A 25,988-nucleotide genomic window follows, 5' to 3' on the forward strand; every position below is an offset into this window, starting at 1 on the left:
CACGTGTTACTCACCCGTTCGCCGCTCGTGTACCCCGAAGGGCCTTACCGCTCGACTTGCATGTGTTAAGCACGCCGCCAGCGTTCGTCCTGAGCCAGGATCAAACTCTCCAACAAAAACTGGCTCCTACTGGCGGGCCCACTCCCGACGGGGTCAGGAACATGAGCCCAAAAAATGAACTGGCACAAACCACCAGTCCCGATAATCTAGCTCGACACACTGTTGAGTTCTCAAAAGACACCCGCACACCATGGCTCACCTGCCGGAGAACTTCCGGGGCTTTCCCCACCGTACACCCACACGGATCCGCGAGGATCCAGGGGGTCCGGCCCAGGGGGGCGGCCAGCGGGCCTGTTGACCGAACCTCCAGGGCCCGTTCTGTCCGGCGTCTCGCTGACGACGAGAAAGTTACACGCCTCGGACGGCGGGTGCAAAACCGGGGCCCCCGCCCCGAAATCGGCCTGAATGCGCAGGTCACGCGCCTGCAGCCCCCACCACGACCCAGGTTAACGGCAGATTTCGTGATCCATGACGGCGCTCACACTTTCGGCGACAGCTCGTCGCGAACCGCGTCCCGTCCGGTGTGGACCCCGCGATGTGGGCGGTTGACCTGCGATTTCACGCCTCGGTGGCGGGGTGCCGCGCCCGCGACGGCTGCACCCGCATCGGCTCGTCCGGCATCTTCGGGTACTCCGGCGGGTACGGCATCTCCCCCAGCCCGTCCTGCTCGTACCACTCCAGGGCGCGCTGGCACCCGCCCCGCTCGCTCCCCATCCCGGCGTGCGGATCGCCGTGGTCGGCGAGCAGCCCGGGCACCGTGCGCAGGGTGAAATCCTCGGGTCGGACGTCGGGGAGCGACTCCCACGTGAGGGGCATCGACACCGTCGCCCGGGGCAGACCGCGGACGGACCAGGCCGAGGCGATGGTCCGGTCCCGCGCCGCCTGGTTGAAGTCGAGGAACACCCGCGCGCCGCGCTCCTCCTTCCACCACGCCACCGTCGCCTTGTCCGGGATGCGGTCGGCGACCCGGCGTGCGATGGAGATGACCGCCCGGCGGACCTGGATGAAGTCCCATTCGGGACGGATGGGCACCGCGACGTGGATGCCCCGCCCGCCCGAGGTCTTGGGCCACCCCGTGAGGCCGGCCTCGGCGAGCACCTCCCGCAGCACGGCGGCGACGGCGACCGCGTCGGCGAAGCCCGTGCCCGGTTGCGGGTCGAGGTCGATGCGCAGCTCGTCCGGATGGTCGGTGTCCGGCGCCCGCACCGGCCAGGGGTGGAAGTCGAGGGTCCCCATGTTCGCGGCCCAGGCGATCGCGGCGGGCTCCGACGGCGCGAAGGTGTCCGCGGTGCGCCCGCTGGGGAAGGTGACCCGGGCGGTGCGCACCCACTGCGGCGCGCCCTTGGGCAGCCGCTTGGCGAAGAACGGCTCGCCCTCCACCCCGTCGGGATAGCGCTTGAGGTTCGTCGGCCGGTCCTCGAGGACCGCGATCATCGGCTCGGAGACGGCGAGGTAGTACTCCATCACCTCGCGCTTGGTGATCCCGAGGGCCGGGAAGATCACCTTGTCCGGGCTGGTCAGGCGCACCTCGCGGGAGCCCTCGGGACCGGGGACCGTGATCAGCTCGACCGCCTTCGACGCCATGCCGCGCAACCTACCGGTGCCGGCCGACGAAATCGCGGTTCACGACGGCGCCCGGGGACGCAGCCGTGGATGCCGCGACCTGCGACGACCCTGCCCGACGCGCGGCTCGAGAGGCCGGTGGTGGGGACGCCGGCGCTACGCTCGGACCATGACCCCTCCGGAGCCGCGCCACCGGGAGCCCGCCTGGGCCCGGCGCTTCGACGACGAGCTGGTCGGGCTCGACCCGGAGGACCCGGAGGCGCGCGCCTTCGCCCAGCACCTCGACCGCATGCAGCGCGACCGGCCGTCGTTCACCGTCGAGGGCTACCTGGACGGGGTGAAGGACTTCGCCGAGTCCGCGAACCGGGCGCAGGGCGGTCGGTACTGGGCGGCGGTCCTCGTCGTGGTGCTGCTGCTCGTGGGCGTGGTGTGGGTGGTCGGCAACGCGCTCGTCTTCGTGCTCGGCACCTGGTTGTAGCGCGAAACATCCCGGCCGTCCCGCGCGTTGAAGGGGACGGCACCCCGTGCCGGGAAGGGTTAGCGTGACGACATGGGTCTGTTCAGCAGGGAGTCCGGGTCGCCCGAGACGGCGCAGGGCACGGCGCAGGAGCCGGCCCCGACCGTCGTGAAGACCGACGAGGAGTGGCGGGCCCAGCTCAGCCCCGCCGAGTACCAGGTGCTGCGGCAGGCGGGCACCGAGCGGCCGTTCGTGGGCGAGTACACCGACACGAAGACCGTGGGTGTCTACAAGTGCCGCGCCTGCGGCGCCGAGCTCTTCCGCAGCGAGACGAAGTTCGAGTCGCACTGCGGGTGGCCGTCCTTCTACGCGCCGGAGGACGCGGCCGTGATCGAGCGGGCGGACACCTCGCTCGGCATGCGGCGGGTCGAGGTGCTGTGCGCGGCGTGCCACAGCCACCTGGGCCATGTGTTCGAGGGCGAGGGCTACCCCACGCCCACGGACCTGCGCTACTGCATCAACTCGATCTCGATGACGCTGGAGCCCGCCGAGTAGCGGGACCGACGCGACCACGCGAGAAGGCCCCGCACCGCGACGACGGTGCGGGGCCTTTCCCTCGGTCAGGGCAGGGTCGCGACGAGGTCGCCGATCTGCACCCGCGGGCCGGTGTAGAAGGGGATCTCCTCGCGGACGTGCCGGCGCGCCTCGGTGCCGCGCAGGTGCCGCATGAGGTCGACGATCCGGTACAGCTCGTCGGCCTCGAACGCGAGGATCCACTCGTAGTCGCCGAGGGCGAAGGCCGGCACCGTGTTGGCGCGCACGTCCGGGTAGTCCCGGGCCTCCTTGCCGTGGTCGGCGAGCATCTTCCGGCGCTCGTCGTCCGGCAGGAGGTACCACTCGTAGCTGCGGACGAAGGGGTACACGCAGACGTACTTCTTCGGGTCCTCGCCCGCGAGGAAGGCCGGGATGTGGCTCTTGTTGAACTCGGCCGGGCGGTGCAGCGCGGTCTGGCTCCACACCGGGACCGAGGCGCGCCCGAGGGCGGTCTCGCGACGGAGGTCGGCGTAGGCGGCCTGCAGCGCCTCGACGTTCTCCGCGTGCCACCAGATCATGTAGTCGGCGTCGGCCCGCAGGCCCGCCAGGTCGTAGACCCCGCGCACGACGACGCCCTTGCCCTCGAGGGCCTCCAGGAACTCGGCGGCCTGGGTGGCCGCGCCGGAGCGCTCCTCGCCCAGCTTCCCGGGTTCCACCCGGAAGACCGACCACATGGTGTAGCGGATCGTCGCGTTCAGCTCGGCGTAGTCGAGGCGGGCCATGCGTCCATGCTGCCACGCGGGTCCCCGCCGGCCGCTGCGGTCCCCACCACTGCCGCCAGGCGTTCCGCCGCGGCGCGGGCGGTCCCGACACACGCCGGCACACCCACGCCGTGCAGCGCGGCGCCGACGACCTCCAGCCCCGGGACCTCCCCGACGGCGGCCTCGAGCGCGGCCACCCGGTCCAGGTGCCCGGGCGCGTACTGCGGCAGCCCCCCGCCCCAACGCTGGACGTGCACCGCGACCGGGTCGGCGGTGATCCCGTGCAGCGTGGCGAGGTCGGCGCGGGCGCGGGCGACGAGCTCGGCGTCGTCGACCTGCAGGGTGGCGGCCTCGCCGAAGCGGCCCAGCGACACCCGGAGCCGGACGAGACCGTCGGGCGAGACGTGCGCCCACTTGGCCGACGAGTGGGTCGCGGCCTTGATCGCGAGCGGCTCGTCGGCCGCGACCAGCACGCCGGACGTCTCCGGTCCGGTGATCCCGCGGAAGGCGAAGGCGACGACGACGGACGACGCGAGCTCGATCCCCCCGGCCACGGCCGCCGCGGCGGGCACGGGCCCCGCGAGGAGCCTCCGCACGGCCGGGGCCGGCACGGCGAGGACCACCGCGTCCACGTCGAGCGCCTCGGGCACCGTGGTGGGGCCCAGCACGAGCCGCCAGCCGCGCTCCCGGCGCTCCAGCTCCCGCACGGTGGTACCCAGGCGCAGCTCGGCACCCGAGGCGGCCCGCAGCGCGTCGAGCAACACGTCGTAGCCCCCGCGGACGGCGCCGAACACCGGCCCGGCCGCCTGCCCGGACACCCGCGGCCCGCCGGACTCCCCGTTCGCGGCGGGGACGGGCGGGGCGGCACGGGTCGCGGCCTCGGTGAGCGACGGGGCGCCGGCGTCGAGCGCCGCGGCGAGGGCGGGCACGGTGGCCCGCAGGCCGAGCGCGTCGACGCGGCCGGCGTAGACGCCGCCGAGCAGCGGGTCGGTGAGCCGGGCGGGAACCTCGGGGCCGAACCGCTCGCGGAGCAGGACGCCGAGGGCGGCGTCCTGGCCCGGCTCCCACTCCAGCGGCCGGTCCGGCTCGGCGGCCGCGGCCGCGAGGCCGTCCGGGGAGAGCACGCCCGCCAGCTGCGCCGCAGCGGTGGGGACGCCCATCAGCGTGCCGCCCGGCATACCCACGGTGCGGCCGCCCGCGCGGATGGTGGGCCGCGCCCCGGTGGGGTGCACGACCTCGTCCGCGAGGCCGAGCTCGGCGAGCAGCGCCGGGACCTCGGGGCGGCGGGCGAGGAAGGCCTCGGCGCCGACGTCGAACGGCCGGCCCGCCAGGTCGACCGTCCGCAGCACACCGCCGATCCGGTCCGACCGCTCGACCACGACGATCCGGGCCGCCGGGCCGAGCAGCGCGCGCAGCCGGTGGGCCGCGGCGAGTCCGGAGATCCCGGCCCCGAGGACGGCGACGGACGGAGCCACTAGAGCGAGTGCACCAGCTCGACGGTGCGCGTGATCATGTCCGGGTCGGTGCCGGGGAGCACCCCGTGACCGAGGTTGAACACGTGCCCCGGGGCGCGGGCGCCCTCGGCGGCGATCCGCCGGACCTCCTCCTCGACGGAGGCGACGTCCGCGAAGAGCACCGCGGGGTCGAGGTTGCCCTGCACCGGCACCCGGCCCCCCGCGCGGCGGGCGGCGACGTCCAGCGGGGTGCGCCAGTCGACGCCGATCACGTCCGCCCCCGCCTCGGTCATCGCGCCCAGCAGCTCGGCGGTGCCGACGCCGAAGTGGAAGCGCGGGACGCCGGCCCCCGCGACCCGGGACAGGACGGCCGCCGAGTGCGGCAGCACGTACCGCCGATAGTCCCGCTCGGACAGCGCGCCGGCCCAGGAGTCGAACAGCTGCACCGCGTCGACGCCCGCGGCGATCTGCGCCTCGAGGAAGGTGGCCGTGATCTCGGCGAGGTGCGCCATGAGCGCGTGCCACACGTCCGGGGCGCCGTGCATCAGTGCCTTGGTGCGCTCGTGGTTGCGGCTCGGACCGCCCTCCACGAGGTAGGAGGCCAGGGTGAACGGGGCGCCGGCGAACCCGATCAGCGGCGTCTCCCCCAGCTCGCGCAGGAGCAGCGCCACCGCGTCCGTGACCGGCTCGACCTGGCCGGGGTGCAGGGTGGGCAGCCCGGCCACGTCGTCCCCGGTGCGCACCGGCGAGGCGACGACGGGCCCGGTGCCGGGCACGATGTCGACCGCGATCCCGGCCGCGTGGAGCGGGACGACGATGTCGGAGAACAGGATCGCGGCGTCGACCCCGTGCCGGCGGACCGGCTGCATCGTGATCTCGCACGTGAGGTCCGGGGTCAGGCAGGCCCGCAGCATCCCGGTGTCCGCCCGCAGCGCCCGGTACTCCGGCAGCGAGCGCCCGGCCTGGCGCATGAACCACGCCGGCAGCCGCTCCGGGCGCTCGCCGCGCGCCGCGGCGAGGAACGCGGAACCGGGCAGCGACCGCCGGGTGGGCACGGTGGTGAGCGGGTTCATCACGCCTCATCGTCCCACGTCCGCCGGACGCGACGCAGATCGACCCGATCGGAGAGCGGCGCGCCTGTTTCCGCCGGTCGCACCGCCGACCTACAGTCCCGCCCCGTGCCCGATCCCGCCGCCCCACCACCGCTGTTCCGCCGCGCGGTCGACTCCCTCGCGGCCGTCCGGCCCCGGCCGGAGCTGGTCGTCCGGCCGCTCGAGGCACCGCCGCGGCTGGCCCCGTACAGCTGGGCGACGAGCGTCGAGGCCGACATCGTGCACCGCGGGGACGGGACGGACGACCTGGACGAACCCGACACGTCCGGACGGCTGATCCTGCTGCACGACCCCGCCGGGCAGGAGGCCTGGGAGGGCGAGTTCCGGCTCGTCTGCTTCGTCCAGGCGCGGCTCGAGCGGGAGCAGCTCGGCGACGAGATGCTCCCCGTGGTCGCGTGGTCCTGGCTCACCGAGGCGCTCGCGGACGTCGGCGGCCGGCACACCGCGCTCGGCGGCACGGTGACGCAGACCTCCTCGGTCCGGTTCGGGGACATCGCGGGCCCCGAGCGGGACGACGACGTGGAGCTGCGGGCCTCGTGGACGCCACTGGAACCCGATGGGGACCTTGCGGCACACGGGGAGGCGTTCTGCACACTGGTGGCCACCGCTGCGGGACTTCCGCCGGTGGGAGTGCGGACGCTTGCGCGGCGAAGTGTCTGAGTCGGGAGCGAAGGTGCTGGTCACGGCCCGGGTACGGAGCGTTGATCACCCGACTGGGCGCATCACCGCCGACAAGGCTGTAACTTTCACCCGGAGAAGTTCGATCGGATACACGACGTTAGACCGCTTGGGGGGCTACAGTTCCTCCACGACACCTCCTCGGGCGGTCGGGCGCAACTCTCCGTCCCACCGGGGTCCCGGTGTTGGTCGGGGGGCAACGACCGACTCCAGGGAGGTAGTGACGTGGCCGTAGTAGGCCAGGGCACACCCTTGCGCGGCACCCCGGGTGCCGTGCTCCAGCCCGCGATGGTTCCCCATCCGCGGGAAGAGCAGTTCACCGTGCTGGTGGTCGACGACCACCCGCTGCTGCGGGAGGCCATCGCGGCCCGCCTGCGGTCCATGGGCGCCGGCACGGTGCACGAGGCGGCCTCGGTCGCCGAGGCGCGTGCGCGGGCGCAGGCCAACGGGCCGTGCGACCTCGCGATCCTCGACCTCGGTCTGCCGGACGGCAGCGGCCTCGACCTCGTCACCGAGCTGCGCCAGCTCGGGTGGAACCGACTGGTCGTGCTGGCCTCCTCGGACGACCCGTACGCCGTCCGCTCGGCCTTCCAGGCCGGCGCGCAGGCGTACCTGCTCAAGTCCGCCTCGCCCGCCGTCGTCACGGACGGTGTCAAGCGGGTGCTCGACGGCGGGGTCTACGCCGACCCGACCGTCGCGCCGCTGCTGGCGACCGGCACCCGCGTGCCGGGTACCGACAACACCCCGCGGGAGCTGTCGGCCCGCGAGGTGGAGGTGCTCCAGCTGGTGGCGGACGGGCAGTCGAACAAGGAGATCGGCGAGGCGCTGAGCCTGTCGGCGCTGACCGTGAAGAGCCACCTCTCCCGGATCGGGCGCAAGCTCGGCACCGGAGACCGTGCTCAGATGGTCGCGCTGGCGATGAGGGCCGGGGTCATCCGCTGATCGGAGACGAAGCTCGCGGAGTCGACCATTGACTCCGCACGGCTCGGGGGGCGGGTCGGCGCCGCGGGACGCGGCGGCCGGCCCCTCCGCCGTGCCCGGGGGCGCTACCGCCTCGGGATCCGCCGCGGACGGTGACGCCGAGGGGAACACCTCCACCCCGCTGCTGCACCCGGCCGACGGGCTGCCCGAGGTCGTGCGGGACGCGGACGGGCTCGCCGCCACGGCGGCGGCCCTCGCGGCCGGCAGCGGGCCGGTCGCCGTCGACGCCGAGCGGGCGTCCGGTTTCCGGTACTCGCAGCGCGCCTACCTGGTGCAGCTGCGCCGTGCGGGCTCCGGCACCGCCCTCGTCGACCCTATCCCGCTCGGCGGTGACCTGACCGGCCTCGCGCCGGCCCTCGACGGCCCCGAGTGGGTCCTCCACGCCGCCTCGCAGGACCTGCCGTGCCTCGCCGAGGCGGGCCTGCGCCCGGCGCGGCTGTTCGACACCGAGCTGGCCGGCCGGCTGGCGGGGCTCCCCCGCGTCGGGCTGGGCCCGCTCACCGAGCGGATGCTCGGCCTGACCCTCGAGAAGGGCCACGGGGCCGCGGACTGGTCCCGCCGGCCGCTGCCCGAGGACTGGCTGGTCTACGCCGCGCTCGACGTCGAGGTGCTCGTCGAGCTCCGGGACGCCCTCGCGGCCCTGCTGGAGGAGCAGGGCAAGCTCGAGTGGGCGCTCGAGGAGTTCGAGGCGGTCCGCACGGCCGGGCCGCCGCTCCCGCGCGCCGATCCGTGGCGGCGGACCTCCGGGATCCACAAGGTCCGCAAGCCGCGCGCGCTCGCCGCGGTCCGGGCGCTGTGGGAGGCCCGGGACCGGCTGGCCGCCGAGCGGGACGTCGCGCCCGGGCGGGTGCTGCCGGACTCGGCGATCGTCGAGGCCGCCGTCGCCTCCCCCGCCAGCCCGAAGGCGCTCTCCCAGCTGCCGGTCTTCCGCGGGCGTGCGCAGCGACGGCTCGAGTCGTACTGGTTCGGCGCCCTGCGGTCCGCGCAGACGCTGCCGGACGCCGAGCTGCCCCGGCCCGCCGCGGCCACCGACGGTCCGCCCCCGGTCTCCCGCTGGGCCGACCGCGACCCGGCCGCCGCGGCCCGGCTCTCGGCCGCCCGCGCCGGCCTCGCCGAGCTGTCCGAGCGCTGGTCGGTGCCGGTGGAGAACCTGCTCCAGCCGGACCTGCTGCGCCGGCTGTGCTGGTCCCCGCCGGACGACGGCGACGTCCCCGGCTTCCTCGAGCGGGGCGGTGCGCGGAACTGGCAGATCGCGCTGACCGCCCCGGTGCTCGAGAAGGCGCTCTCGCCCCGCCAGGAGCCCTAGGGCCCTACAGGCCCCACCCGCTCGCCGCGCTTGACCGCGCGGACCGTGCGGCGGACCGTCGTGACGCCCTTGCGCACCTTGCGCAGGCCCTCGACCTGGGTCGCCTTGTGCAGCTGGTAGCGCCAGGCCTCGGGGTGGTCGCCGCGGCGGTCGAGCAGCGTGTAGGCGAACCGGACGGGGTCCTGGGTGTCCAGGTACCGGTCGACCTCCTCGAACCAGTGCATGTTCCGCAGCGCCTGCTCCTGCACCCGCCCGACCTCGGCGCGGCGCAGCGCGTCGTAGGCCGCGATCGCGCCCGGCAGGTCGTCGGCGAAGAGCTTCAGGGACTCGGCGAGCCGGACGGCGTCCTGGACGGCCAGCACGGTGCCCGAGCCGATGCCGAAGTGCGTGGTGTGCGCGGCGTCGCCCATGAGCACCACGTTGTCCCGGCGCCAGGTGGCGTTGCGCAGGTGCCGGAAGGTCAGCCAGGGCGCGGCGGTGCCGGAGCTCCCGACCCGGCCGGGCGGGCGCATCAGCGGCTCGCCGCCGAGCGGCTCGGCGAAGATGTCCGCGACGCGCGCGACGCCCTCGTCGACCTCGGCGGTGTCCAGGCCGAGCCCCGACCAGGTCTCGGGGCTGCACTCGACGATGCAGGTGCTGGTGCCGCCGGTCGACGGGTAGGCGTAGAACCACAGCCACCCCGCGTCCGTGCGCTCGAAGGCGAAGGTGAACCGCTCGAGGTAGCGCGAGGTGCCGAGCCAGATGTAGCGGTTGCGGCCGGTGGTCACCGAGGTGCCGAAGTCGTGCGCCGTGCGCACCCGGCTGCCCGCCCCGTCGGCGGCGATCACGAGGTTCGCCTCGGAGCCGAGGTCGGCCACCCGGTCCTCGGGCAGCTCGCTCTCCCAGCGGATCGTGACGCCAAGCTGCGAGGCCCGCGCGGCGAGGATCTCCAGCAGGGCCGCGCGGCCCATCGAGAAGCCGTACTTGCCGCCGATGTGCACGGGCGGCCGGCCACCGATCCGGACGACCTGGTCGCCCCAGAGGATCGCGGCGTCCCGGATGGCCCGGCCGCTCTCGGCGTCGTGCCGGTAGAGGTCGTCGAGGAGGTCCTCGCCGAACGTGATGCCCCAGCCGTGGGTGGCGCCGGGCGCGTTGCGCTCCAGCACCTCGACCTCGGCCGACGGATCGGCCAGCTTGGCCAGGATCGCCGAGTACAGGCCGGCGGGACCGCCGCCGACGCACAGCACCTTCATCTCGTGCCCTCCCCCTCGTCCACCGGAGTCCAACACGTGGCGGGTTAACGCCGGGCGTCCGGGGCGCGAACGTAGCAAGGCACTCGTTCGGACGATTGCGCGGGACCGTTCCGACCCTCGTGAGCGGGCCGGACCTGTGCGTTCCGCGACGAGGAGGCTGGTCTACGGTCGATCGTGTCGCATGCGGCCTCTCGGTCGTTGGACGCAGTGTCGCCGTCGGACACACCTCAGGGGGAGCCAGCTTGTTCGCACGAACGGTCGCCGTGGTCGGCACCGGTTACGTCGGTCTGACCACCGGAGCCTGCCTCGCCTCGCTCGGCCACCGGGTGGTGTGCGCCGACATCGACGAGACGAAGGTCGCGGCGCTGTCCCGCGGCGAGATCGCGATCCGCGAGCCCGGGCTGGCGGAGCTCGTGGCCGAGGGCCTGGCCGCCGGCCGGCTCTCGTTCGTCGTCGGCGCGGGCGAGGCGCTCAAGGAGCTCGAGTCCGAGGGCCGCCCGGTCGAGGTCATGTTCCTGTGCGTCCCCACGCCGATGGGCGTCGGCGGGGTCGCGGACCTGGCCGCGGTCGAGGCCGTCGTCGAGGAGGTCCGCGAGGCCATGCCGCCGGGCTGCGTGGTCGTCAACAAGTCGACCGTGCCGGTGGGCACCGCGGACCGGACCGCCGAGCTGCTCGGCCGGGAGGACGTCGAGGTCGCCAGCAACCCCGAGTTCCTTCGCGAGGGCTCCGCGGTGCACGACTTCCTGCACCCGGACCGGATCGTCGTCGGCTCGAACTCCTCGCAGGACGCCGCCGAGCGCGTCGCCGCCCTCTACGCCCGCCTCGGCGCGCCGACCGTGCTGACGGACGCGGCCAGCGCCGAGATGATCAAGTACGCGGCCAACTGCTTCCTCGCCATGAAGCTCTCCTACGTCAACGCGCTGGCGGAGCTGTGCGAGCGGGTCGACGCGGACGTCGCGGACGTGACCGAGGGGATGGGCTACGACCGCCGGATCGGTCAGGCCTTCCTCTCCCCCGGTCCGGGCTGGGGCGGCTCCTGCCTCCCCAAGGACACCCACGCCCTGCTCCAGGTCGCCGACTCGGCCGACTTCGAGTTCCGGCTGCTGCGGGCGAGCATCGACACCAACACCCGCCAGTTCCAGCGCATGGTCGACAAGGTCCGGGTCGCGGTCACCGGCCGTCGCGGCGGACCGCTCACCAAGACCCGGCTCGCGCTGTTCGGGTTGACCTTCAAGGCGGGCACGGACGACCTGCGGGACTCCCCCGCCCTCGGGGTGGCGGCGTTGCTCCGCCAGGCCGGCGCCGAGCTCGTCGGGTACGACCCGGGGGTGCCGGTGGGCTCGGCCGCGGCCGCCACGCTCGACCCCCGCATGCTCACCCTCGTCGACGACCCGTACGAGGCCGCCGCGGGCGCCGAGGCGATCGTCGTGCTCACCGAGTGGCCCGAGTTCCGGTCGCTGGACTGGACGCGGCTGGCCGAGACCGTGGCCTCCCGGACGGTCGTCGACACCCGGAACCTGCTCGACCCGGCCGTGGTGCGCCGGGCGGGCTTCGCCTGGTCGGGCATCGGCCGGCAGGCGCGGGAGAGCCCGCAGGCCCGCGTGGGCAGCCGGTGACCCACCCGGACACCGACTCGGCCACGGCCACGGCCCGGACCCCGACTGGGCTCCGCGGCCGGGTCCTGGGGATCCGCCGCGAGCTCGCCGTCCCGCTGTACCGCAACACCTACGCCCTGATGCTCAACACGGCGGTGAACTCCGCCTTCGGGTTGCTCTACTGGGTCGTCGCGGCGCGCACCTTCCCGGATTCCGAGGTCGGCCGCGGCAACGCGCTGACCTCGCTGATGCTGCTGGTGTCGGTGCTGACCCAGCTGAACTTCAGCCAGGCGCTGATCCGCTTCCTGCCCAGGGCCGGGACGTCGTCGACGCGACTGATCCTGCTGTCCTACGGCGTGTCGTCCGGGCTCGGGATCCTCGGCGCGGGCGGGGTGGCGGTCTACTGCCACCTGTTCCGCCCGGAGGGCGACCCGCTGCACATGTCCTGGCCCTTCGGGCTGTGGTTCGTGGCGTCGGTCGTCACCTGGTCGTTGTTCAACCTGCAGGACGCGGCGCTGACCGGGCTCCGCGAGTCGATGTGGATCCCGCTGGAGAACGGGGTCTACGGGATCGTCAAGCTGATCCTGCTCGTGATCGTCGCGCAGACGGCGGTGAGCGACGGCGTGTTCACCTCGTGGACGCTGCCGGTGGTCGCGTTGATCGTCCCGGTCACGCTGCTGCTCTTCCGGCGGCTCCTGCCCCGGCACGTCGCCGCCACCCGGGCCGACCAGGAGCCGGTGAGTCGGCGCACGCTCGCCCGGTACATGGCGGGTGACTACGCCGGCCAGGTCTTCAACCAGATGTCGTCGACCTTCCTGCCGGTGCTCATCGTGGGGCTGATGGGGCCGGAGGAGGGCGCGTACTTCCTGCCTGCGCAGACGGTGTTCACCGCGATGAACCTGCTGACGATGGGCATCACGTCGTCGTTGGTCGCGGAGGCCGCCCGGGACCCGGCGCACGCCCACCGCTACGCCCGTGCGGTGCTGCGCCGGATCGCGCTCACCGTGCTGCCGGCCTCCGTGGTCGTCGCGCTGGTGGCGCCCTGGCTGCTGCAGCTCTACGGCACGCAGTACCGGGCGAACGCCACCTTCCTGCTCCAGCTGCTGATGATCTCGGTGTTCCCGCGCGTGGTCGTGTCGCTGTACATGACCATGACGCGCCTGGAGAACCGGACCGCCCCGCTCGCGTGGATCCAGCTCGTGCAGTCGGCTCTGCTCATCGCGGCCGTCGCGGTGCTGCACGGTCCGCTCGGGCTGGACTCCGTGGGCTGGGCGACGCTCGTGATCGAGATCGCGCTCGCCCTCGCCGTCGGTCCGGTGGTGGTCCGGTGGCTGCGCGGGCAGCGCACCCCGCGCAGCCTCCCGGCGAGGGCCTGATCCGGGATCAGGCCTTGACGAAGCGCTCGGGGACCGGGGTGCCGTGGCGCCACATGTCCCCGAGTGCCCGGTCGAATTCCCGCGGCTGCAGGCGGACCAGCCCGCCACCCGGGTTGTGGGTGATCTCGCCGAAATAGATCTTGCCGTCGACGTTGTACAGGTCGATGCGGGCGAAAGCGAATTCGGCACCGAGTGCCTTCGCGACCTCGAGCATCTCCGCGTAGTTCGCCGGCTGCTCGGGAAGCTTCTCGGCGAATGCGAACCGCCCGCTGATGTCGTATTGCTGCCACTCCGGCGTGAGCATGGTCGAGGTGTGCCCGGTGAACCGGTCCTGGTCGACCACGACCATCCCGGGGACGCCGTGGAACATGAAGAACTTGTAGTCCGTCGGCGCGTCCCCGTTCGGCGTGCCGATGAACTGCTCGACGACCGCGCGCGGCTTCAGGCCGCGGTACGGCGTCTCGCGCCAGCCCGCCTTGTAGAAGTCCGTGCCGAGCCAGCGGCGGACGGTCTCGCGGACGGCGGCGCGGTCGACCGCGGCCAGGTCCGGGACCAGCACGGTCATGTCGCAGCCGTGCGTCCCCTTGATCACGCACGGACCCGGGATCGCATCGAAGTCGAGGTCGGCGGCGTTGTCGACGACCTGGTAGAGCGGAATGAGGTAATCCTCGCCTACCTTCTCGGCGACGTACTCCCGCACCGCGTATTTGTCCGACGTCTGGTGGACGACCGGGTCCTGCGTCCGCAGATTCTTCGCGGCGAGGAGCTGCGACCAGGTCACGGGGTTGCGCAGCGTGGTGAGTTCGCCCTGGAAGAGGGCGTGCTTGGCGATGGCGAAGGGCCGGTCCGGGAGGAAACGCAGCCGGCGGGCGAGGAGAACCCGCGCATCGAACGTCATCTGCGAGACGATAGCGGAGCGCCCCGGCGACCCCGTCGTCACGTCCGGGAAACACAAAGCGTGACGGAGTACCCGTAATCACTCGTCCGCACACGAACCGAAAGAGTGAATGGGGGCGCGGGAGCGGTACTCGCGAGCCATTGATAGGGTCCGATTCGTGCCGAAGAATGCAGCGGTGGTCTCGGTGATCACGCCGGCGTACAACGTCGGGCGGTGGATCGGGGAGGCCATCGACTCGGTGAGGCGGCAGAGCGAGGCCCGCTTCGAATACGTCGTCGTCGACGACGGCTCCACGGACGACACGGCGGAGGTCGTGCGTGGCAGGGCGGCCCTCGACGCCCGGATCCGGCTCGTCTCGACCCCCAACGCGGGCTCCGGCGCGGCCCGCAACCTCGGCATCGCCGAGACCACGGCGCCGTTCGTGGCCTTCCTCGACGGCGACGACCGCTGGCACCCCGAGTTCCTCCGCCGCCAGCTGCACGTCATGCACACCGCGCCCGGCCCGATCGGGGCGACCTTCTGCCACACCCGCGTGATGCTGGAGAGCGGCCGGGTCGTCGGCCCGCGCTGGCAGCCCGCCGGGCCCTGCGACATGGACCGCTTCCTCGCGGAGAACAACCCGACGCACAACGGCAGCTCCCTGCTGGTGCGCCGCAGCTGCTTCGACGAGGTCGGCGTGTTCGACACCGGCATCTCCAGCGCGGTGGACCTGGAGATGTGGCTGCGGATCGGCGCCTGGTCGTCGACCCCGCTCTTCTACGGCATCCGCCGCTACCTGGTCGACATGCGGCTCATGCGCACCGGCAGCATCAGCTCCAACCGCACCGCCCGCTACGAGGCGCTGGACAAGATGCTCACCGAGTACGCGCCGATGATGACCCGGCTGCACCCCGGGCTGGCCTACGTGCAGCCCGCCGTGTTCGCCTACCGGGACGGGCACGACGAGATCGCCGAGCGGTGGGCCAAGCAGGCACTCGCCGCCGGTCCCACCCGGCTCGCCCGCAGCCGGTGGGGCCAGTCGCTGCTCGGCTGGCACGGCGCCGGCCCCGCGGGGCGGGTCAAGATGCGTGCGGCCCGGGACGGGGCGCGCGCAGGCATCTACGGCGGGATCTCCAAGGTCGTGCAGTCCGTGGGCTGACGCCCGCGGCCGACGCTCAGAGGGGCCGGGCCGGTAGCCGGACCACCACGGTCAGGCCGCCACCCGGCACCGGTTCGGCCCGCACCGCGCCGCCGTGCGCCGCCACCACGGCCCGCACGATGGACAGTCCCAGGCCCGACCCGGCGGTCCCGCCGGTGCGCGGCACCGGGCCACGCCGGAAGGGCTCGAACAGCTCCCCCACCCGCGCCGGGTCGATCTCCGGGCCGCTGGAGGAGACCCGCAGCTCCGCCCCGCCCTCGAGCGGCGCGGTGCACACCTCCACCCACCCGCCGTCGACGTTGTGCCGCACGGCGTTCTCCACAAGGTTGCCGGCCACGCGCTCCAGCAGCGCGGGATCGCCGGACACCGGCGCCGGCCCGCCCGTCGTCGTCACCCGCAGGCCACGGCGGGCCGCCTCGGTCGCGGTGACCCGGACGGCGTGCGCCCCGGCGTCCCGCAGGTCCACCGGGCGCCGCGCGGGCTCGGCGATCTGCCCCAGCGCCTCGGTCCGGGCGAGCAGCAGCAACCCGGACACGAGGTCGTCCGCCCGGCGGGTGGCGTCCCGGACGACCTCGCCCATCCGCCGCAGCTCGGCGACGTCGGCCGCCGGGTCGGCCAGGGTCACGTCGACCTCGGTGCGCAGCACGGAGAGCGGGGTGCGCAGCTCGTGGCTGGCGTTGGCGACGAAGCGGCGCTGCACCTCGAAGGCGCCCTGCAGCCGCTCCAGCATCGCGTCGAAGGTGGTGGCGAGCTCGGCCAGCTCGCCGCGGGCCTCGCGCAGGTCCAGCCGGGCGTCGAGGTTCTCCGCCGACAGCCGCCGGGCGGTGGCGGTGACCTCGTGCAGCGGCGCCAGCACCCGCCCGACCAGCACCCAGGAGGTCAGCCCGGCGGCGAGCACGACCAGCGGGAAGGCGATCAGTCCGGCGTGCAGCACCTGGGCCCGCGCCGCGTCCCGGACCGCGGCGGTGACCTGTTCGGCCGGGACCTCGAGCGAGCCGACGCGGACCGGGGTGCCGGGCGGCAGCGAGGGCACCGAGGCGGCGACCCCGCCCACCAGCAACCAGCCCAGCCACAGCAGCAGGGCGCTGACCAGCGCGACCAGCGCGGTGCCCAGCAGGGTCAGCTGCCACCGCAGCGTGAGCCGCGTGCGCACCCGACCTCCTCCCGGCCGCCCGTCAGCCGGCGGAGGGCACCCGGTACCCGGCGCCGACCACGGTCTCGATCACGCCGGGCTCACCGAGCTTCTTGCGCAGCGTCATCACGGTGACCCGGACCGTGGTGGTGAACGGGTCGGCGTTCTCGTCCCACACCCGCTCGAGCAGCTCCTCGCTGGACACGACCGCGCCACCGGCTCCCATCAGCACCTCGAGGACCCCGAACTCCTTGCGGGTCAGCTCGACCGGCGACGCCGCCCGGGTCACCGTGCGGCGCGCGGGGTCCAGCGCCACGTCCCCGGCCACGAGCACGGGCGGCACCGCGGGGGCGGACCGCCGGCCCAGAGCGCGCACCCGCGCGACGAGCTCGGGGAAGTCGAAGGGCTTGGCGAGGTAGTCGTCCGCTCCGCGGGACAGCCCGTCGACCTTGTCCTCCAGCGTGCCGCTGGCGGTGAGCATGAGGACGCGGGTGGTGGCGCCGCCGCCGACGAGGGCCGCGCACAGCTCGTCGCCGGACATGCCGGGCAGGTCCCGGTCCAGCACGACGACGTCGTAGCGGGTGATCGAGGACTTCTCGTGGCCGGTGTCGCCGTCGAGCGCGACATCGACCGCCATGCCCTCCCGGCGCAGGCCGCGCGCGACGGCCTCGGCCAGCGGGGCCTCGTCCTCGACGACCAGGACGCGCATCAGCCCGCCTGCTCGCCCGACCGGTCGGCGGACTCGACCGCGGCGGCGTCGACCGGACCCACGACGGGCCCGGCGGGCAGGCAGCCCGGGACCTTCACCGCCCACTCGGTCACCCGGCGGGCGACGTCCTGCGCGGTGAGCCCCACGGCGGCCAGCACGTCCGAGCGGGCGCCGTGCTCGAGGAACTCCTGCGGCAGGGCCACGTCCCGCTGGGGCACGTCGACCTCGGCGGCGCGCAACGCATCGGCGAGGGCCGACCCGAACCCGCCGTGCCGCCCGGCGTCGGCCACCGTGACGACGAGCTGGTGCGCCCGCGCCATCTCGACCAGCTCCGGCGGCACCGGCAGCACCCAGCGCGGGTCGACGACGGTGACCGACACGCCCTGCCGGGCCAGCCGCTCGGCGGCCTCCACGCCCAGCTCGCCGAACGCGCCCACGCACACCATGAGCACGGACGGGTCGGACCCGTTGAGCCGGTCCTCGCGCAGCACGTCGACGGTGCCGGCGCGGCGCACGGCCGGGACGGACTCGATGACCGGGCCCTTCGGGAACCGCAGCGCGGTCGGCCCGTCGGAGACCGCGACGGCCTCGCCGAGCTCCTCGCGCAGGGTGTCCGCGTCCCGCGGGGCGGCGACCCGGATGCCCGGCACCACGCCGAGGATCGACAGGTCCCACATCCCGTTGTGCGAGGGCCCGTCGTTGCCGGTCACGCCGGCCCGGTCCAGCACCAGCGTGACGGCCTCGCGGTGCAGCGCCACGTCCATCAGCAGCTGGTCGAAGGCCCGGTTGAGGAAGGTCGAGTAGACCGCGACGACCGGGTGCATCCCGCCGCGGGCGAGCCCGGCCGCGGAGGTGAGCGCGTGCTGCTCGGCGATCCCGACGTCGACGCAGCGCTCCGGGAACTCCTTCTGGAACCGCGCCAGCCCGGTCGGGCCCAGCATCGCCGCGGTGATCGCGACGAGATCGGGGCGCTCGCCGCCGAGGCGGACCAGCTCCTCGGCGAACACGCTGGTCCAGCCGGTGGTCTTGGGGCCGGTCGGCAGGCCCGTCCGCGGGTCGAAGGCCGACGGGCTGTGCATCTGCTCGGCCTCGTCGTTCTCGGCCGGGGCGTAGCCGTTGCCCTTGCGGGTCACGGCGTGCACCACGACCGGGCCGCCGAAGTGCCGGGCGCGGCGCAGCGCGGACTCCATGGCCGCCACGTCGTGCCCGTCCACCGGGCCGAAGTACTTCAGGCCGAGGTCGGCGAAGAGCTCCTGCGGGCTGATCGCGTCCTTCAGGCCGGCCTTGAGCGCGTGCAGCCCGGCGTAGACGGCGGGGCCGACGACCGGCGTGCCGCGCAGCGTGTGCTTGCCCGCCTCGAGCAGCTTCTCGTAGCCCGGCTGCAGCCGGAGCGTGGCGAGCCGGTCGGCCAGGCCGCCGATGGTCGGCGCGTAGGACCGGCCGTTGTCGTTGACCACGACCACGACGTTGCGGTCCTTGGCCGCGGCGATGTTGTTCAGCGCCTCCCAGGCCATGCCGCCGGTCAGCGCGCCGTCGCCGATCACGGCGACGACGTGCCGCTGCTGGCCGGTGAGCGAGTAGGCGCGGGCGAGCCCGTCGGCCCAGGACAGCGACGACGACGCGTGGCTGGACTCCACGTGGTCGTGCACGCTCTCGGTCCGGCTCGGGTAGCCGGACAGCCCGCCCGTCTTCTTCAGCCGGTCCCAGCCGTCCTGGCGGCCGGTGAGCAGCTTGTGGACGTACGCCTGGTGCCCGGTGTCCCAGAGCAGCGTGTCCCGCGGGGAGTCGAACACCCGGTGCACCGCGATCGTCAGCTCGATCACGCCGAGGTTGGGCCCGAGATGCCCGCCGGTCCGGGACACCGCGCTGACCAGGAAGTCCCTGATCTCCGACGCCAGCCCGGCCAGCGCGTCGGGGCCGAGCCGCTTGAGGTCGGCCGGGCCCCGGATCGACGACAGAACGGAGGTTGGCTGCACGCTCACGTCCGCCACTCTACGAGCGGTGGCCAGTGCCGGGCCCGGCGGACACCGGACCGTGACGCGGCGGTCACCTGCGGCCGGCGGGCTCCAGCAGGTCGGCGACGTGCGCGAGCTCGTTGACCGTGCGCGGCTTGCGGACCCCGTCGCGGCGGGCGACGACCCTGGTCAGGCCCGTGTAGTCGAGGGGGAAGGGCAGCGCCCGCTCGATCCCCAGCAGGTGCCCGAGGTAGACGTTGATCACGCCGGCGTGCGCGAACACGACCGCGGTGCCCCGGCCCGGGTGCGCCTCGACGATCTCCTCCAGCGCCGCGACGACCCGCGCGCGGAAGGCCGGAACGTCGACGTGCTCGGGCAGATGCCCCTCGACCATGCGTCGCCACTCCTCCGGGTTCTCCCGGGCGAGCTCGTGCACGGGGAGGTACCGCTGCTCGTCGGCGTCGTACTCGCGCAGGTCGTGCACGGTCCGCACGGCCAGGCCGCGGGCCCGGGCGAGCGGTTCCGCGGTCTGCCGCGCGCGGGTCATGGTGCTCGCGTAGACCGCGTCGACCGGCTCGCCGGCCAGGGCGTCGACCACCCGCTCGGCCTGCCGCCTGCCCAGCTCGGTCAGGGCCGGATCGGCCCGGACCGCGGCCTCGGGTGCCCCGTCGACCCGGTCCGGCAGTCCGTGCCGGACCAGGACCAGCCGCATCGCCTAGAGCTTCCCGCTGGTGGCCACGTGGTCGCCGTGGCCGGCCTCGCGCAGGGTGGTCCGCAGCCGCTCGGCGATCCCGTCCTGCTCGGCGTCGTCGACGGACCTCGCGGCGTTGGCGAAGTCGAACGCCCGCATGTCCCAGGCCGGGAACACGTGCAGGTGCAGGTGCGGGACCTCGAACCCGGCCACCAGGAACCCGACGCGCGGCGGCTGCCAGATCGCCTCGACCGCCTTCGCGATCGTGTGCGAGACGCCGGTGAGGTGCGCGACCAGGTCCGGGTCGGCGTCGACCCAGTGGTCGACCTCCTCGCGCGGCACGACCAGGGTGTGTCCCGGGCCGAGCGGGTTGATCGACAGGAACCCGGCGCAGCGCTCGTCCGACCAGACGAACCGGCCGGGCAGCTCGCCGTCGATGATCTTCGTGAACACGGTGCTCATCACGGCGGACTCTAGCGGCCCCGGCACCGCTGCAGGGGGCGGTCGTCGGTGCGCTCTCCTAGAGTTCCCGCCATGCCCCGCACGATCGCCACGAACACATCCGTCGGGCGCGAGGAGCTGTTGGAGTTCCTCCGTCCGCGCCACAAGGTCGTCCTGCTCACCACCCGGTCGGACGGCGGGGTCCAGGGCTCCCCGGTCACCGCGGGGGTGGACGCCGAGGGCCGGGTCGTGGTCTCGACGTACCCCGAGCGCGCCAAGGCGCGCAACGTCGCCCGCACCGGCACCGCCTCCGTGGTCGTGCTGTCGGACGAGTGGAACGGGCCCTGGGTGCAGGTCGAGGGGGACGCCGAGCTGATCACCCTGCCGGAGGCCGTCGAGCCGCTCGTGGACTACTTCCGCGCCGTCTCCGGGGAGCACCCGGACTGGGACGAGTACCGGCGGGCGATGCGGGACCAGGGCAAGGCGTTGATCCGCGTCACACCCACCCGGTGGAGCCCGGTGGCGACGGGCGGGTTCCCCGCGCGGCTCGCCGACTCCTGAGCCGGCACCCCGGTAGCGTTGCCGGGTTCCTCCTGTAACCGAGACGGTCGGCGGTCAGCCGCCGGGAAGTAGGGATCGCATGCGTCCGTGGCCGGGCAACCCGTACCCCCTGGGTGCGAGCTACGACGGGGCCGGGACGAACTTCGCCGTGTTCTCCGAGGCCGCCGAGAAGGTCGAGCTGTGCCTGTTCAGCGCGCGCGGCAAGGAGACCAGGGTCCCGCTCACCGAGGTCGACGGCTTCGTGTGGCACGCCTACCTGCCGACGGTCGAGCCGGGCCAGCGGTACGGCTACCGGGTGCACGGGGTCTACGACCCCGCGCAGGGCCTGCGGTGCAACCCGAACAAGCTGCTCATCGACCCGTACGCCAAGGCGCTCGACGGGCCGGTGAAGTGGGACGAGGCCGTCTTCGGCTACAACTTCGGCGACCCGCTCTCGCGCAACGACCGGGACTCGGCGCCCTTCGTGCCCAAGTCCGTCGTGGTCAACCCGTACTTCGACTGGGGCTCGGACCGCCCGCCGAAGATCCCGTACCACGAGACCGTCATCTACGAGGCGCACGTCCGCGGGCTCACCATCGCGCACCCGGACATCCCGGAGGAGCTGCGCGGCACCTACGCCGGCCTGGCGCACCCGGCGATGATCGAGCACCTGCAGCGGCTCGGGATCACGGCCGTGGAGCTCATGCCGGTGCACGAGTTCCTCAACGACCACCACCTGCAGGAGAAGGGCCTCTCCAACTACTGGGGCTACAACACCCTGGCCTTCCTCGCCCCGCACCACGGGTACACGATGCGCGGCAGCCGCCCCGGCTCCCAGGTGCACGAGTTCAAGGCGATGGTCCGGGACCTGCACGAGGCGGGCATCGAGGTCATCCTCGACGTCGTCTACAACCACACCGCCGAGGGCTCGGACATGGGCCCCACGCTGTCCATGCGCGGCATCGACAACCACGCCTACTACCGGCTGGTCGAGGACGACCCGCGCTACTACATGGACTACACGGGCACCGGCAACTCGCTGAACGTCCGCAACCCGCACACCCTGCAGCTGATCATGGACTCGCTGCGGTACTGGGTCACCGAGATGCACGTCGACGGCTTCCGCTTCGACCTCGCCTCCACCCTCGCCCGCGAGTTCTACGACGTCGACCGGCTGTCGGTGTTCTTCGACCTCGTCCAGCAGGACCCGGTGATCTCGCAGGTCAAGCTGATCGCCGAGCCGTGGGACGTCGGGCCCGGCGGCTACCAGGTCGGCAACTTCCCGCCGCTGTGGAGCGAGTGGAACGGGAAGTACCGCGACACCGTGCGGGACTTCTGGCGCGGCGAGCCGGGCACCCTCGGCGAGTTCGCCTCCCGGCTCACCGGCAGCTCGGACCTCTACCAGGAGGACGGCCGCCGGCCCTACGCGTCGATCAACTTCGTCACCGCCCACGACGGGTTCACGCTGGCCGACCTCGTCTCGTACAACGACAAGCACAACGACGCCAACGGCGAGGGCGGCAACGACGGCGAGAGCCACAACCGCTCCTGGAACTGCGGCGTCGAGGGCCCCACGGACGACGCCGCCGTGCTGGAGCTGCGCGCCCGCCAGCAGCGCAACTTCCTCACCACCCTGATGCTGAGCCAGGGCGTGCCGATGCTGCTGCACGGCGACGAGCTCGGCCGCACCCAGGGCGGCAACAACAACGTCTACTGCCAGGACAACGACATCGCCTGGGTGGACTGGTCGCTGGCCGGCAAGAACGCGGGCCTGGTCGGGTTCACCGCCGGGGTCGCGGCCCTGCGCCACGCGCACCCGGTGTTCCGGCGCCGGCGGTTCTTCCAGGGCAGGCCGATCGCGCCGCGCCGGCGGGACTCGCTGGCCGACATCGCCTGGTTCACCCCGGACGGCACCGAGATGACCGAGGGCGACTGGGACTCCGGCTTCGGCAAGTGCGTGATCGCCTTCCTCAACGGCGAGGGCATCGCCGACCTCGACCAGCGCGGCGAGCGGGTCACGGACGACTCGTTCCTCGTGGCGTTCAACGCGCACTGGGAGGACATCGAGGTCACCCTGCCCAGCGCCGAGTACGGCCGGGAGTGGGCGATCGTCGTCGACACCGCGGCGGGCGAGGTGGTCAGCCTGTCCACCGCCCCCGGCGTCGTCGCGGCCGAACCCCCGATGACCCGGGCCGGCGCCACGCACGTCGTGCCCGCCCGGTCCCTCCTCGTCTTCCAGCGGACAGTGTGAGAGCAGTGTGATGACGCGCCCGATCCCCTCCTCCACCTACCGCCTGCAGTTCTCGAAGGACCAGACCTTCGCCGACGCGCAGGGCCTCGTCGAGTACCTGGACCGGCTCGGCGTCGGGGCGCTCTACGCGTCGCCGCTGCTCGAGTCCGGCGCCGGCTCCAACCACGGCTACGACGTCGTCGACCCGACCCGCATCTCCGCCGAGCGCGGCGGGCCGGAGGGGCTGGCCGCCCTGCTCGCCCGGCTGCGCGAGGCGAACCTGACGATGCTGCTCGACGTGGTGCCCAACCACGTCGGCGTCGAGGTGGCCAAGGCCAACCCCTGGTGGTGGGACGTGCTCGAGCACGGCCAGGGCTCGCGCTGGGCGGGGCACTTCGACATCGACTGGTCCGCCGGCCCGCTGCTGCTGCCGATCCTCGACGCCGACGAGCCGAAGGCGCTGTCCGAGCTGTCGGTCGAGGACGGCGAGCTGCGCTACTACGAGCACGCGTTCCCGCTCGCGCCCGGCACCGAGCACGGGTCCGTCGCCGAGATCCACGAACGGCAGCACTACCGGCTCGTGTCCTGGAAGCGCGGCGCCGCCGAGCTGACCTACCGGCGGTTCTTCGACGTGTCCACGCTCGCCGCGGTGCGCGTCGAGCTGCCCGAGGTCTTCGCCGACACGCACCGCGAGATCCTGCGCTGGCTGGACGAGGGTCCCACGATCATCGGGCTGCGCGTCGACCACCCGGACGGGCTGTCCGACCCGGGCGGGTACGTGCGGCGGCTGCGCGAGGCCATCGGCCCGGACCGCTGGCTGCTGGTGGAGAAGATCCTGCACGTCGGCGAGGAGCTGCCGGTCTCCTGGCCGGTGGACGGGACCTCCGGGTACGAGGCGCTCGCGGACGTCCAGGGCGTGTTCGTCGACCCGTCGGGCGCCGGGCTGCTCACCCAGTTCGCGGCCGAGCACACCGGCGCGAGGACGTCGTCGCACGCCGTCGAGCACCAGGGCCGCCGGGAGGTCGCCGACACGATCCTGGCCGCCGAGGTGCGCCGGATCGCGGCGCTCGTGCCCGTGCCCGAGGCCGCGCCGTCGACCGAGGAGGAGCCGGGCGAGGCGGCGAACCGGGTGCGGGACGCGGTCGCCGAGTTCCTCTGCGGCTTCCCGGTCTACCGCAGCTACCTGCCCGAGGGCCGGGAGGCACTCGACACCGCGGTGGCGGTGGCCCGGGCCCACCGGCCGGACCTGGCCGACGTGCTCGAGGCGATCCACGCGGCGATGCTCGCGGACCCCGAGGGCCTGCTCGCCACCCGCGTGCAGCAGACCTCCGGCATGGTCATGGCGAAGGGCGTCGAGGACACGGCCTTCTACCGGTACAACCGGCTCGTCGCGCTCAACGAGGTCGGCGGCGACCCGGGCCGGTTCGGCCTCTCCCCCGCGGCCTTCCACGCGGCGCTCTCCGTCCGCGAGGCCGGGTGGCCGCGCACCATGACCACGCTGTCCACGCACGACACCAAGCGCTCCGAGGACGTCCGGGCGCGGCTGGCCGTGCTCGCCGAGATCCCGGGCGAGTGGGTGGACACGATGCGTCGCTGGGCGGCGCGGCACCCGCTGCCCGAGCGGTCGCTGGAGCTGCTGGCCTGGCAGAGCGTGGTCGGCGCGTGGCCCATCTCGGCCGAGCGGCTGGCCGGGTACCTGGGCAAGGCCTCCAAGGAGGCCAAGCTCGCCACCAGCCACGTCGAGGCCGTCCCCGAGGTCGACGCGGCCATCGCCGCCTGGCCCGCGCAGGTCCTGGGCGACGGCGAGCTGGTCGCCGAGATCACCGCCTTCGTCGAGCGGATCTCCGCGCCCGGCTGGTCGAACTCGCTGGGGCAGAAGGTCCTCCAGCTGGCCGGTCCCGGCGTGCCGGACGTCTACCAGGGCACCGAGCTGTTCGAGTACTCCCTGGTCGACCCGGACAACCGGCGCCCGGTGGACTTCGCGGCCCGGCAGCGGCTGCTGGCCCGGCTCGACGAGGGCTGGCTCCCGGAGGTGGACGACTCGACCACCGAGGGTGCCGCGAAACTGCTGGTCACGGCGACGGCGGCGCGGCTGCGCCGGTACCGCCCCGAGCTGTTCCGGGGCTACCGGGCGGTGCCGGCCCAGGGGCACGCGGCCGAGCACGCGGTGGCGTTCACGCGCAGCCCCAAGCTCGTCGCCGTCGCGACCCGGCTGCCGGTCGGGCTCGAGGCGAAGGGCGGCTGGGGGGACACCGTGCTCCCGCTGCCCGACGGCGCCGCGGACTGGCACGACATGATCACGGACACCCCGGTCGACGGGAGCGCGCCGCGGCTCGCGACCCTGCTCGCCCGCTACCCCGTCGCGCTGCTCGTCCGCCCGGCCTGACGGCGGTCCCGGCCGGCCCGCGCCCGGGGCCGGCCGGGACCGGTCGCACTGCTCGTCCCGCGTTCCGCACCAGGTTGCGCATGACGCAGCTCACGTTCCGGAACCTCCTCACACCCGCCTTACGTTGTCCACCTGATATCTCGACGATCGAAGAATGATCGACTCGAGCGGGAGACCGGAACAAGGAGTTCGGTGAGTGAGATCGCAGTACGACTGAAGGACGTCCTGGCGGCCTCGGACGCCTACCGCCAGACCATGGCGCGGCTCGTGGGCCTGGGCGTCCCGGAGACCACCATCCTGGTGCACCTGCTGCACGAGAGCCCGCGCACGCCGTCGTTCCTGGCGCGCCGCGTGGGCGTCACCCCCGCGAGCGTGACCGCCCAGCTGGACCGCCTCGAACTGGCCGGATACGTCGTCCGCCGCTCCAATCCGCGCGACCGGCGCAGCGTGCTCGTGGACCTGACCGACCGCGGCCACGACCTGGCCGCGCGATTGTTCGCCCTTTTCGACCGCGACGTGGCCATCGGGATCGGCGAGGCCGATCCGGCCACCACCGCGGAGCTGGGCCGCATTCTCGAACACCTGTCCCGGCGGCTCGACGAGCGGGCCCGCGACACCCAGGGCATCGCCGCCGACCTGGAGGAATCCGGCCTGCGCTGAGCCGGGACCGGATCGTTCGGAAATGTTCGGCAACCGTACTTCTCCGCCTGAGAATTATCAGCGTGAAAGTGCGGCTGAACGGCCGATTCCGGCACACCG

General features: G+C 73.5%; 23 protein-coding genes and 1 rRNA gene. 12 read left to right on the top strand and 12 right to left on the bottom strand.

What is annotated here, in order from left to right; all coding sequences use genetic code 11:
* Together ABD990_RS06605 and ligD are read right to left on the bottom strand one after the other, a co-directional pair.
* A 16S ribosomal RNA gene (locus ABD990_RS06605) occupies positions 1-116 on the bottom strand; the annotation flags it as partial.
* Between the two features lie 502 nt (positions 117-618).
* Entirely contained in the window at positions 619-1,644 is a 1,026-nt protein-coding gene (gene ligD / locus ABD990_RS06610) for a non-homologous end-joining DNA ligase (protein ID WP_345379071.1), read from the bottom strand.
* Between the two features lie 148 nt (positions 1,645-1,792).
* Here ligD and ABD990_RS06615 point away from each other — a divergent pair, with 148 nt between their 5' ends.
* Together ABD990_RS06615 and msrB are read left to right on the top strand one after the other, a co-directional pair.
* A complete protein-coding gene (locus ABD990_RS06615) occupies positions 1,793-2,101 on the top strand; it encodes a hypothetical protein (protein WP_345379073.1) in 309 nt (102 codons plus the stop codon).
* A 72-nt stretch (positions 2,102-2,173) separates the two neighbouring features.
* On the top strand, positions 2,174-2,635 hold the full coding sequence (gene msrB, locus ABD990_RS06620; protein WP_345379074.1) for a peptide-methionine (R)-S-oxide reductase MsrB: 462 nt from the start codon (positions 2,174-2,176) through the stop codon (positions 2,633-2,635).
* A gap of 65 nt (positions 2,636-2,700) precedes the next feature.
* Here the strand turns inward: msrB and hemQ are convergent, their stop codons facing one another.
* From hemQ to hemE, 3 genes are read right to left on the bottom strand one after another with little or no spacing between them, the layout of a single operon-like run.
* Entirely contained in the window at positions 2,701-3,396 is a 696-nt protein-coding gene (gene hemQ, locus ABD990_RS06625; RefSeq protein ID WP_345379076.1) for a hydrogen peroxide-dependent heme synthase, read from the bottom strand.
* Entirely contained in the window at positions 3,369-4,850 is a 1,482-nt protein-coding gene (gene hemG, locus ABD990_RS06630; protein ID WP_345379077.1) for a protoporphyrinogen oxidase, read from the bottom strand. Before hemG ends, hemQ begins: the two co-directional genes overlap by 28 nt.
* Positions 4,850-5,902, bottom strand: a complete 1,053-nt coding sequence (gene hemE / locus ABD990_RS06635) for a uroporphyrinogen decarboxylase (protein ID WP_345379079.1) — start codon at positions 5,900-5,902, stop codon at positions 4,850-4,852. The genes hemG and hemE overlap by 1 nt, the downstream gene beginning before the upstream one ends.
* A 105-nt stretch (positions 5,903-6,007) precedes the next feature.
* Here hemE and ABD990_RS06640 point away from each other — a divergent pair, with 105 nt between their 5' ends.
* The 3 genes from ABD990_RS06640 (at position 6,008) to ABD990_RS06650 (ending at position 8,906) form a co-directional block, all read left to right on the top strand.
* Positions 6,008-6,601, top strand: coding sequence for a DUF3000 domain-containing protein (locus ABD990_RS06640; RefSeq protein WP_345379080.1), 594 nt, complete (start codon positions 6,008-6,010; stop codon positions 6,599-6,601).
* A 306-nt stretch (positions 6,602-6,907) separates the two neighbouring features.
* Positions 6,908-7,561 (top strand): response regulator, encoded by a 654-nt coding sequence (locus ABD990_RS06645; RefSeq protein WP_156067259.1) that lies wholly within the window; start codon positions 6,908-6,910, stop codon positions 7,559-7,561.
* A gap of 91 nt (positions 7,562-7,652) precedes the next feature.
* A complete protein-coding gene (locus tag ABD990_RS06650) occupies positions 7,653-8,906 on the top strand; it encodes an HRDC domain-containing protein (RefSeq protein ID WP_425569493.1) in 1,254 nt (417 codons plus the stop codon).
* Here the strand turns inward: ABD990_RS06650 and ABD990_RS06655 are convergent.
* The gene (locus tag ABD990_RS06655) at positions 8,903-10,138 is read right to left on the bottom strand and encodes an FAD-dependent monooxygenase (RefSeq protein WP_345379082.1); all 1,236 of its coding nucleotides are present in this window, start codon (positions 10,136-10,138) and stop codon (positions 8,903-8,905) included. The genes ABD990_RS06650 and ABD990_RS06655 overlap by 4 nt on opposite strands.
* 242 nt (positions 10,139-10,380) lie before the next feature.
* Between ABD990_RS06655 and ABD990_RS06660 the strand changes: the two genes are divergently transcribed.
* Positions 10,381-11,754: a UDP-glucose dehydrogenase family protein gene (locus tag ABD990_RS06660; protein WP_345379084.1), complete on the top strand. Its 1,374-nt coding sequence runs from the start codon at positions 10,381-10,383 to the stop codon at positions 11,752-11,754.
* Entirely contained in the window at positions 11,751-13,109 is a 1,359-nt protein-coding gene (locus ABD990_RS06665) for a lipopolysaccharide biosynthesis protein (RefSeq protein ID WP_345379086.1), read from the top strand. Before ABD990_RS06660 ends, ABD990_RS06665 begins: the two co-directional genes overlap by 4 nt.
* A 7-nt stretch (positions 13,110-13,116) precedes the next feature.
* Here the strand turns inward: ABD990_RS06665 and ABD990_RS06670 are convergent, their stop codons facing one another.
* Positions 13,117-14,007: an ATP-grasp fold amidoligase family protein gene (locus tag ABD990_RS06670; protein ID WP_345379088.1), complete on the bottom strand. Its 891-nt coding sequence runs from the start codon at positions 14,005-14,007 to the stop codon at positions 13,117-13,119.
* Positions 14,008-14,164: 157 nt separating this feature from the next.
* Between ABD990_RS06670 and ABD990_RS06675 the strand changes: the two genes are divergently transcribed.
* Positions 14,165-15,145, top strand: coding sequence for a glycosyltransferase family 2 protein (locus tag ABD990_RS06675; RefSeq protein ID WP_345379089.1), 981 nt, complete (start codon positions 14,165-14,167; stop codon positions 15,143-15,145).
* Positions 15,146-15,161: 16 nt separating this feature from the next.
* On the opposite strand, the gene ABD990_RS06680 is transcribed toward ABD990_RS06675, so the two are convergent.
* The 5 genes from ABD990_RS06680 to ABD990_RS06700 form a co-directional block, all read right to left on the bottom strand.
* Entirely contained in the window at positions 15,162-16,298 is a 1,137-nt protein-coding gene (locus tag ABD990_RS06680; protein WP_345379090.1) for a sensor histidine kinase, read from the bottom strand.
* A gap of 22 nt (positions 16,299-16,320) precedes the next feature.
* Entirely contained in the window at positions 16,321-16,986 is a 666-nt protein-coding gene (locus ABD990_RS06685; protein ID WP_345379092.1) for a response regulator transcription factor, read from the bottom strand.
* On the bottom strand, positions 16,986-18,962 hold the full coding sequence (dxs, locus tag ABD990_RS06690) for a 1-deoxy-D-xylulose-5-phosphate synthase (protein ID WP_345379533.1): 1,977 nt from the start codon (positions 18,960-18,962) through the stop codon (positions 16,986-16,988). Before dxs ends, ABD990_RS06685 begins: the two co-directional genes overlap by 1 nt.
* Before the next feature lie 70 nt (positions 18,963-19,032).
* A complete protein-coding gene (locus ABD990_RS06695) occupies positions 19,033-19,653 on the bottom strand; it encodes a histidine phosphatase family protein (RefSeq protein ID WP_345379094.1) in 621 nt (206 codons plus the stop codon).
* 3 nt (positions 19,654-19,656) lie between these two features.
* Positions 19,657-20,094, bottom strand: coding sequence for an HIT family protein (locus ABD990_RS06700; RefSeq protein WP_345379095.1), 438 nt, complete (start codon positions 20,092-20,094; stop codon positions 19,657-19,659).
* A gap of 72 nt (positions 20,095-20,166) precedes the next feature.
* Between ABD990_RS06700 and ABD990_RS06705 the strand changes: the two genes are divergently transcribed.
* From ABD990_RS06705 to ABD990_RS06720, 4 genes are all read left to right on the top strand, one after another.
* Positions 20,167-20,634: a PPOX class F420-dependent oxidoreductase gene (locus tag ABD990_RS06705; RefSeq protein ID WP_345379097.1), complete on the top strand. Its 468-nt coding sequence runs from the start codon at positions 20,167-20,169 to the stop codon at positions 20,632-20,634.
* A gap of 79 nt (positions 20,635-20,713) precedes the next feature.
* Positions 20,714-22,864, top strand: coding sequence for a glycogen debranching protein GlgX (gene glgX, locus ABD990_RS06710; RefSeq protein WP_345379098.1), 2,151 nt, complete (start codon positions 20,714-20,716; stop codon positions 22,862-22,864).
* Positions 22,865-22,874: 10 nt separating this feature from the next.
* A complete protein-coding gene (treY, locus tag ABD990_RS06715) occupies positions 22,875-25,229 on the top strand; it encodes a malto-oligosyltrehalose synthase (protein ID WP_345379100.1) in 2,355 nt (784 codons plus the stop codon).
* 192 nt (positions 25,230-25,421) lie between these two features.
* On the top strand, positions 25,422-25,889 hold the full coding sequence (locus ABD990_RS06720) for a MarR family winged helix-turn-helix transcriptional regulator (protein ID WP_345379101.1): 468 nt from the start codon (positions 25,422-25,424) through the stop codon (positions 25,887-25,889).
* Positions 25,890-25,988 lie beyond the last annotated feature (99 nt).

This window comes from Pseudonocardia yuanmonensis (assembly GCF_039542425.1).
In the GTDB taxonomy this organism is placed as follows: domain Bacteria; phylum Actinomycetota; class Actinomycetes; order Mycobacteriales; family Pseudonocardiaceae; genus Pseudonocardia; species Pseudonocardia yuanmonensis.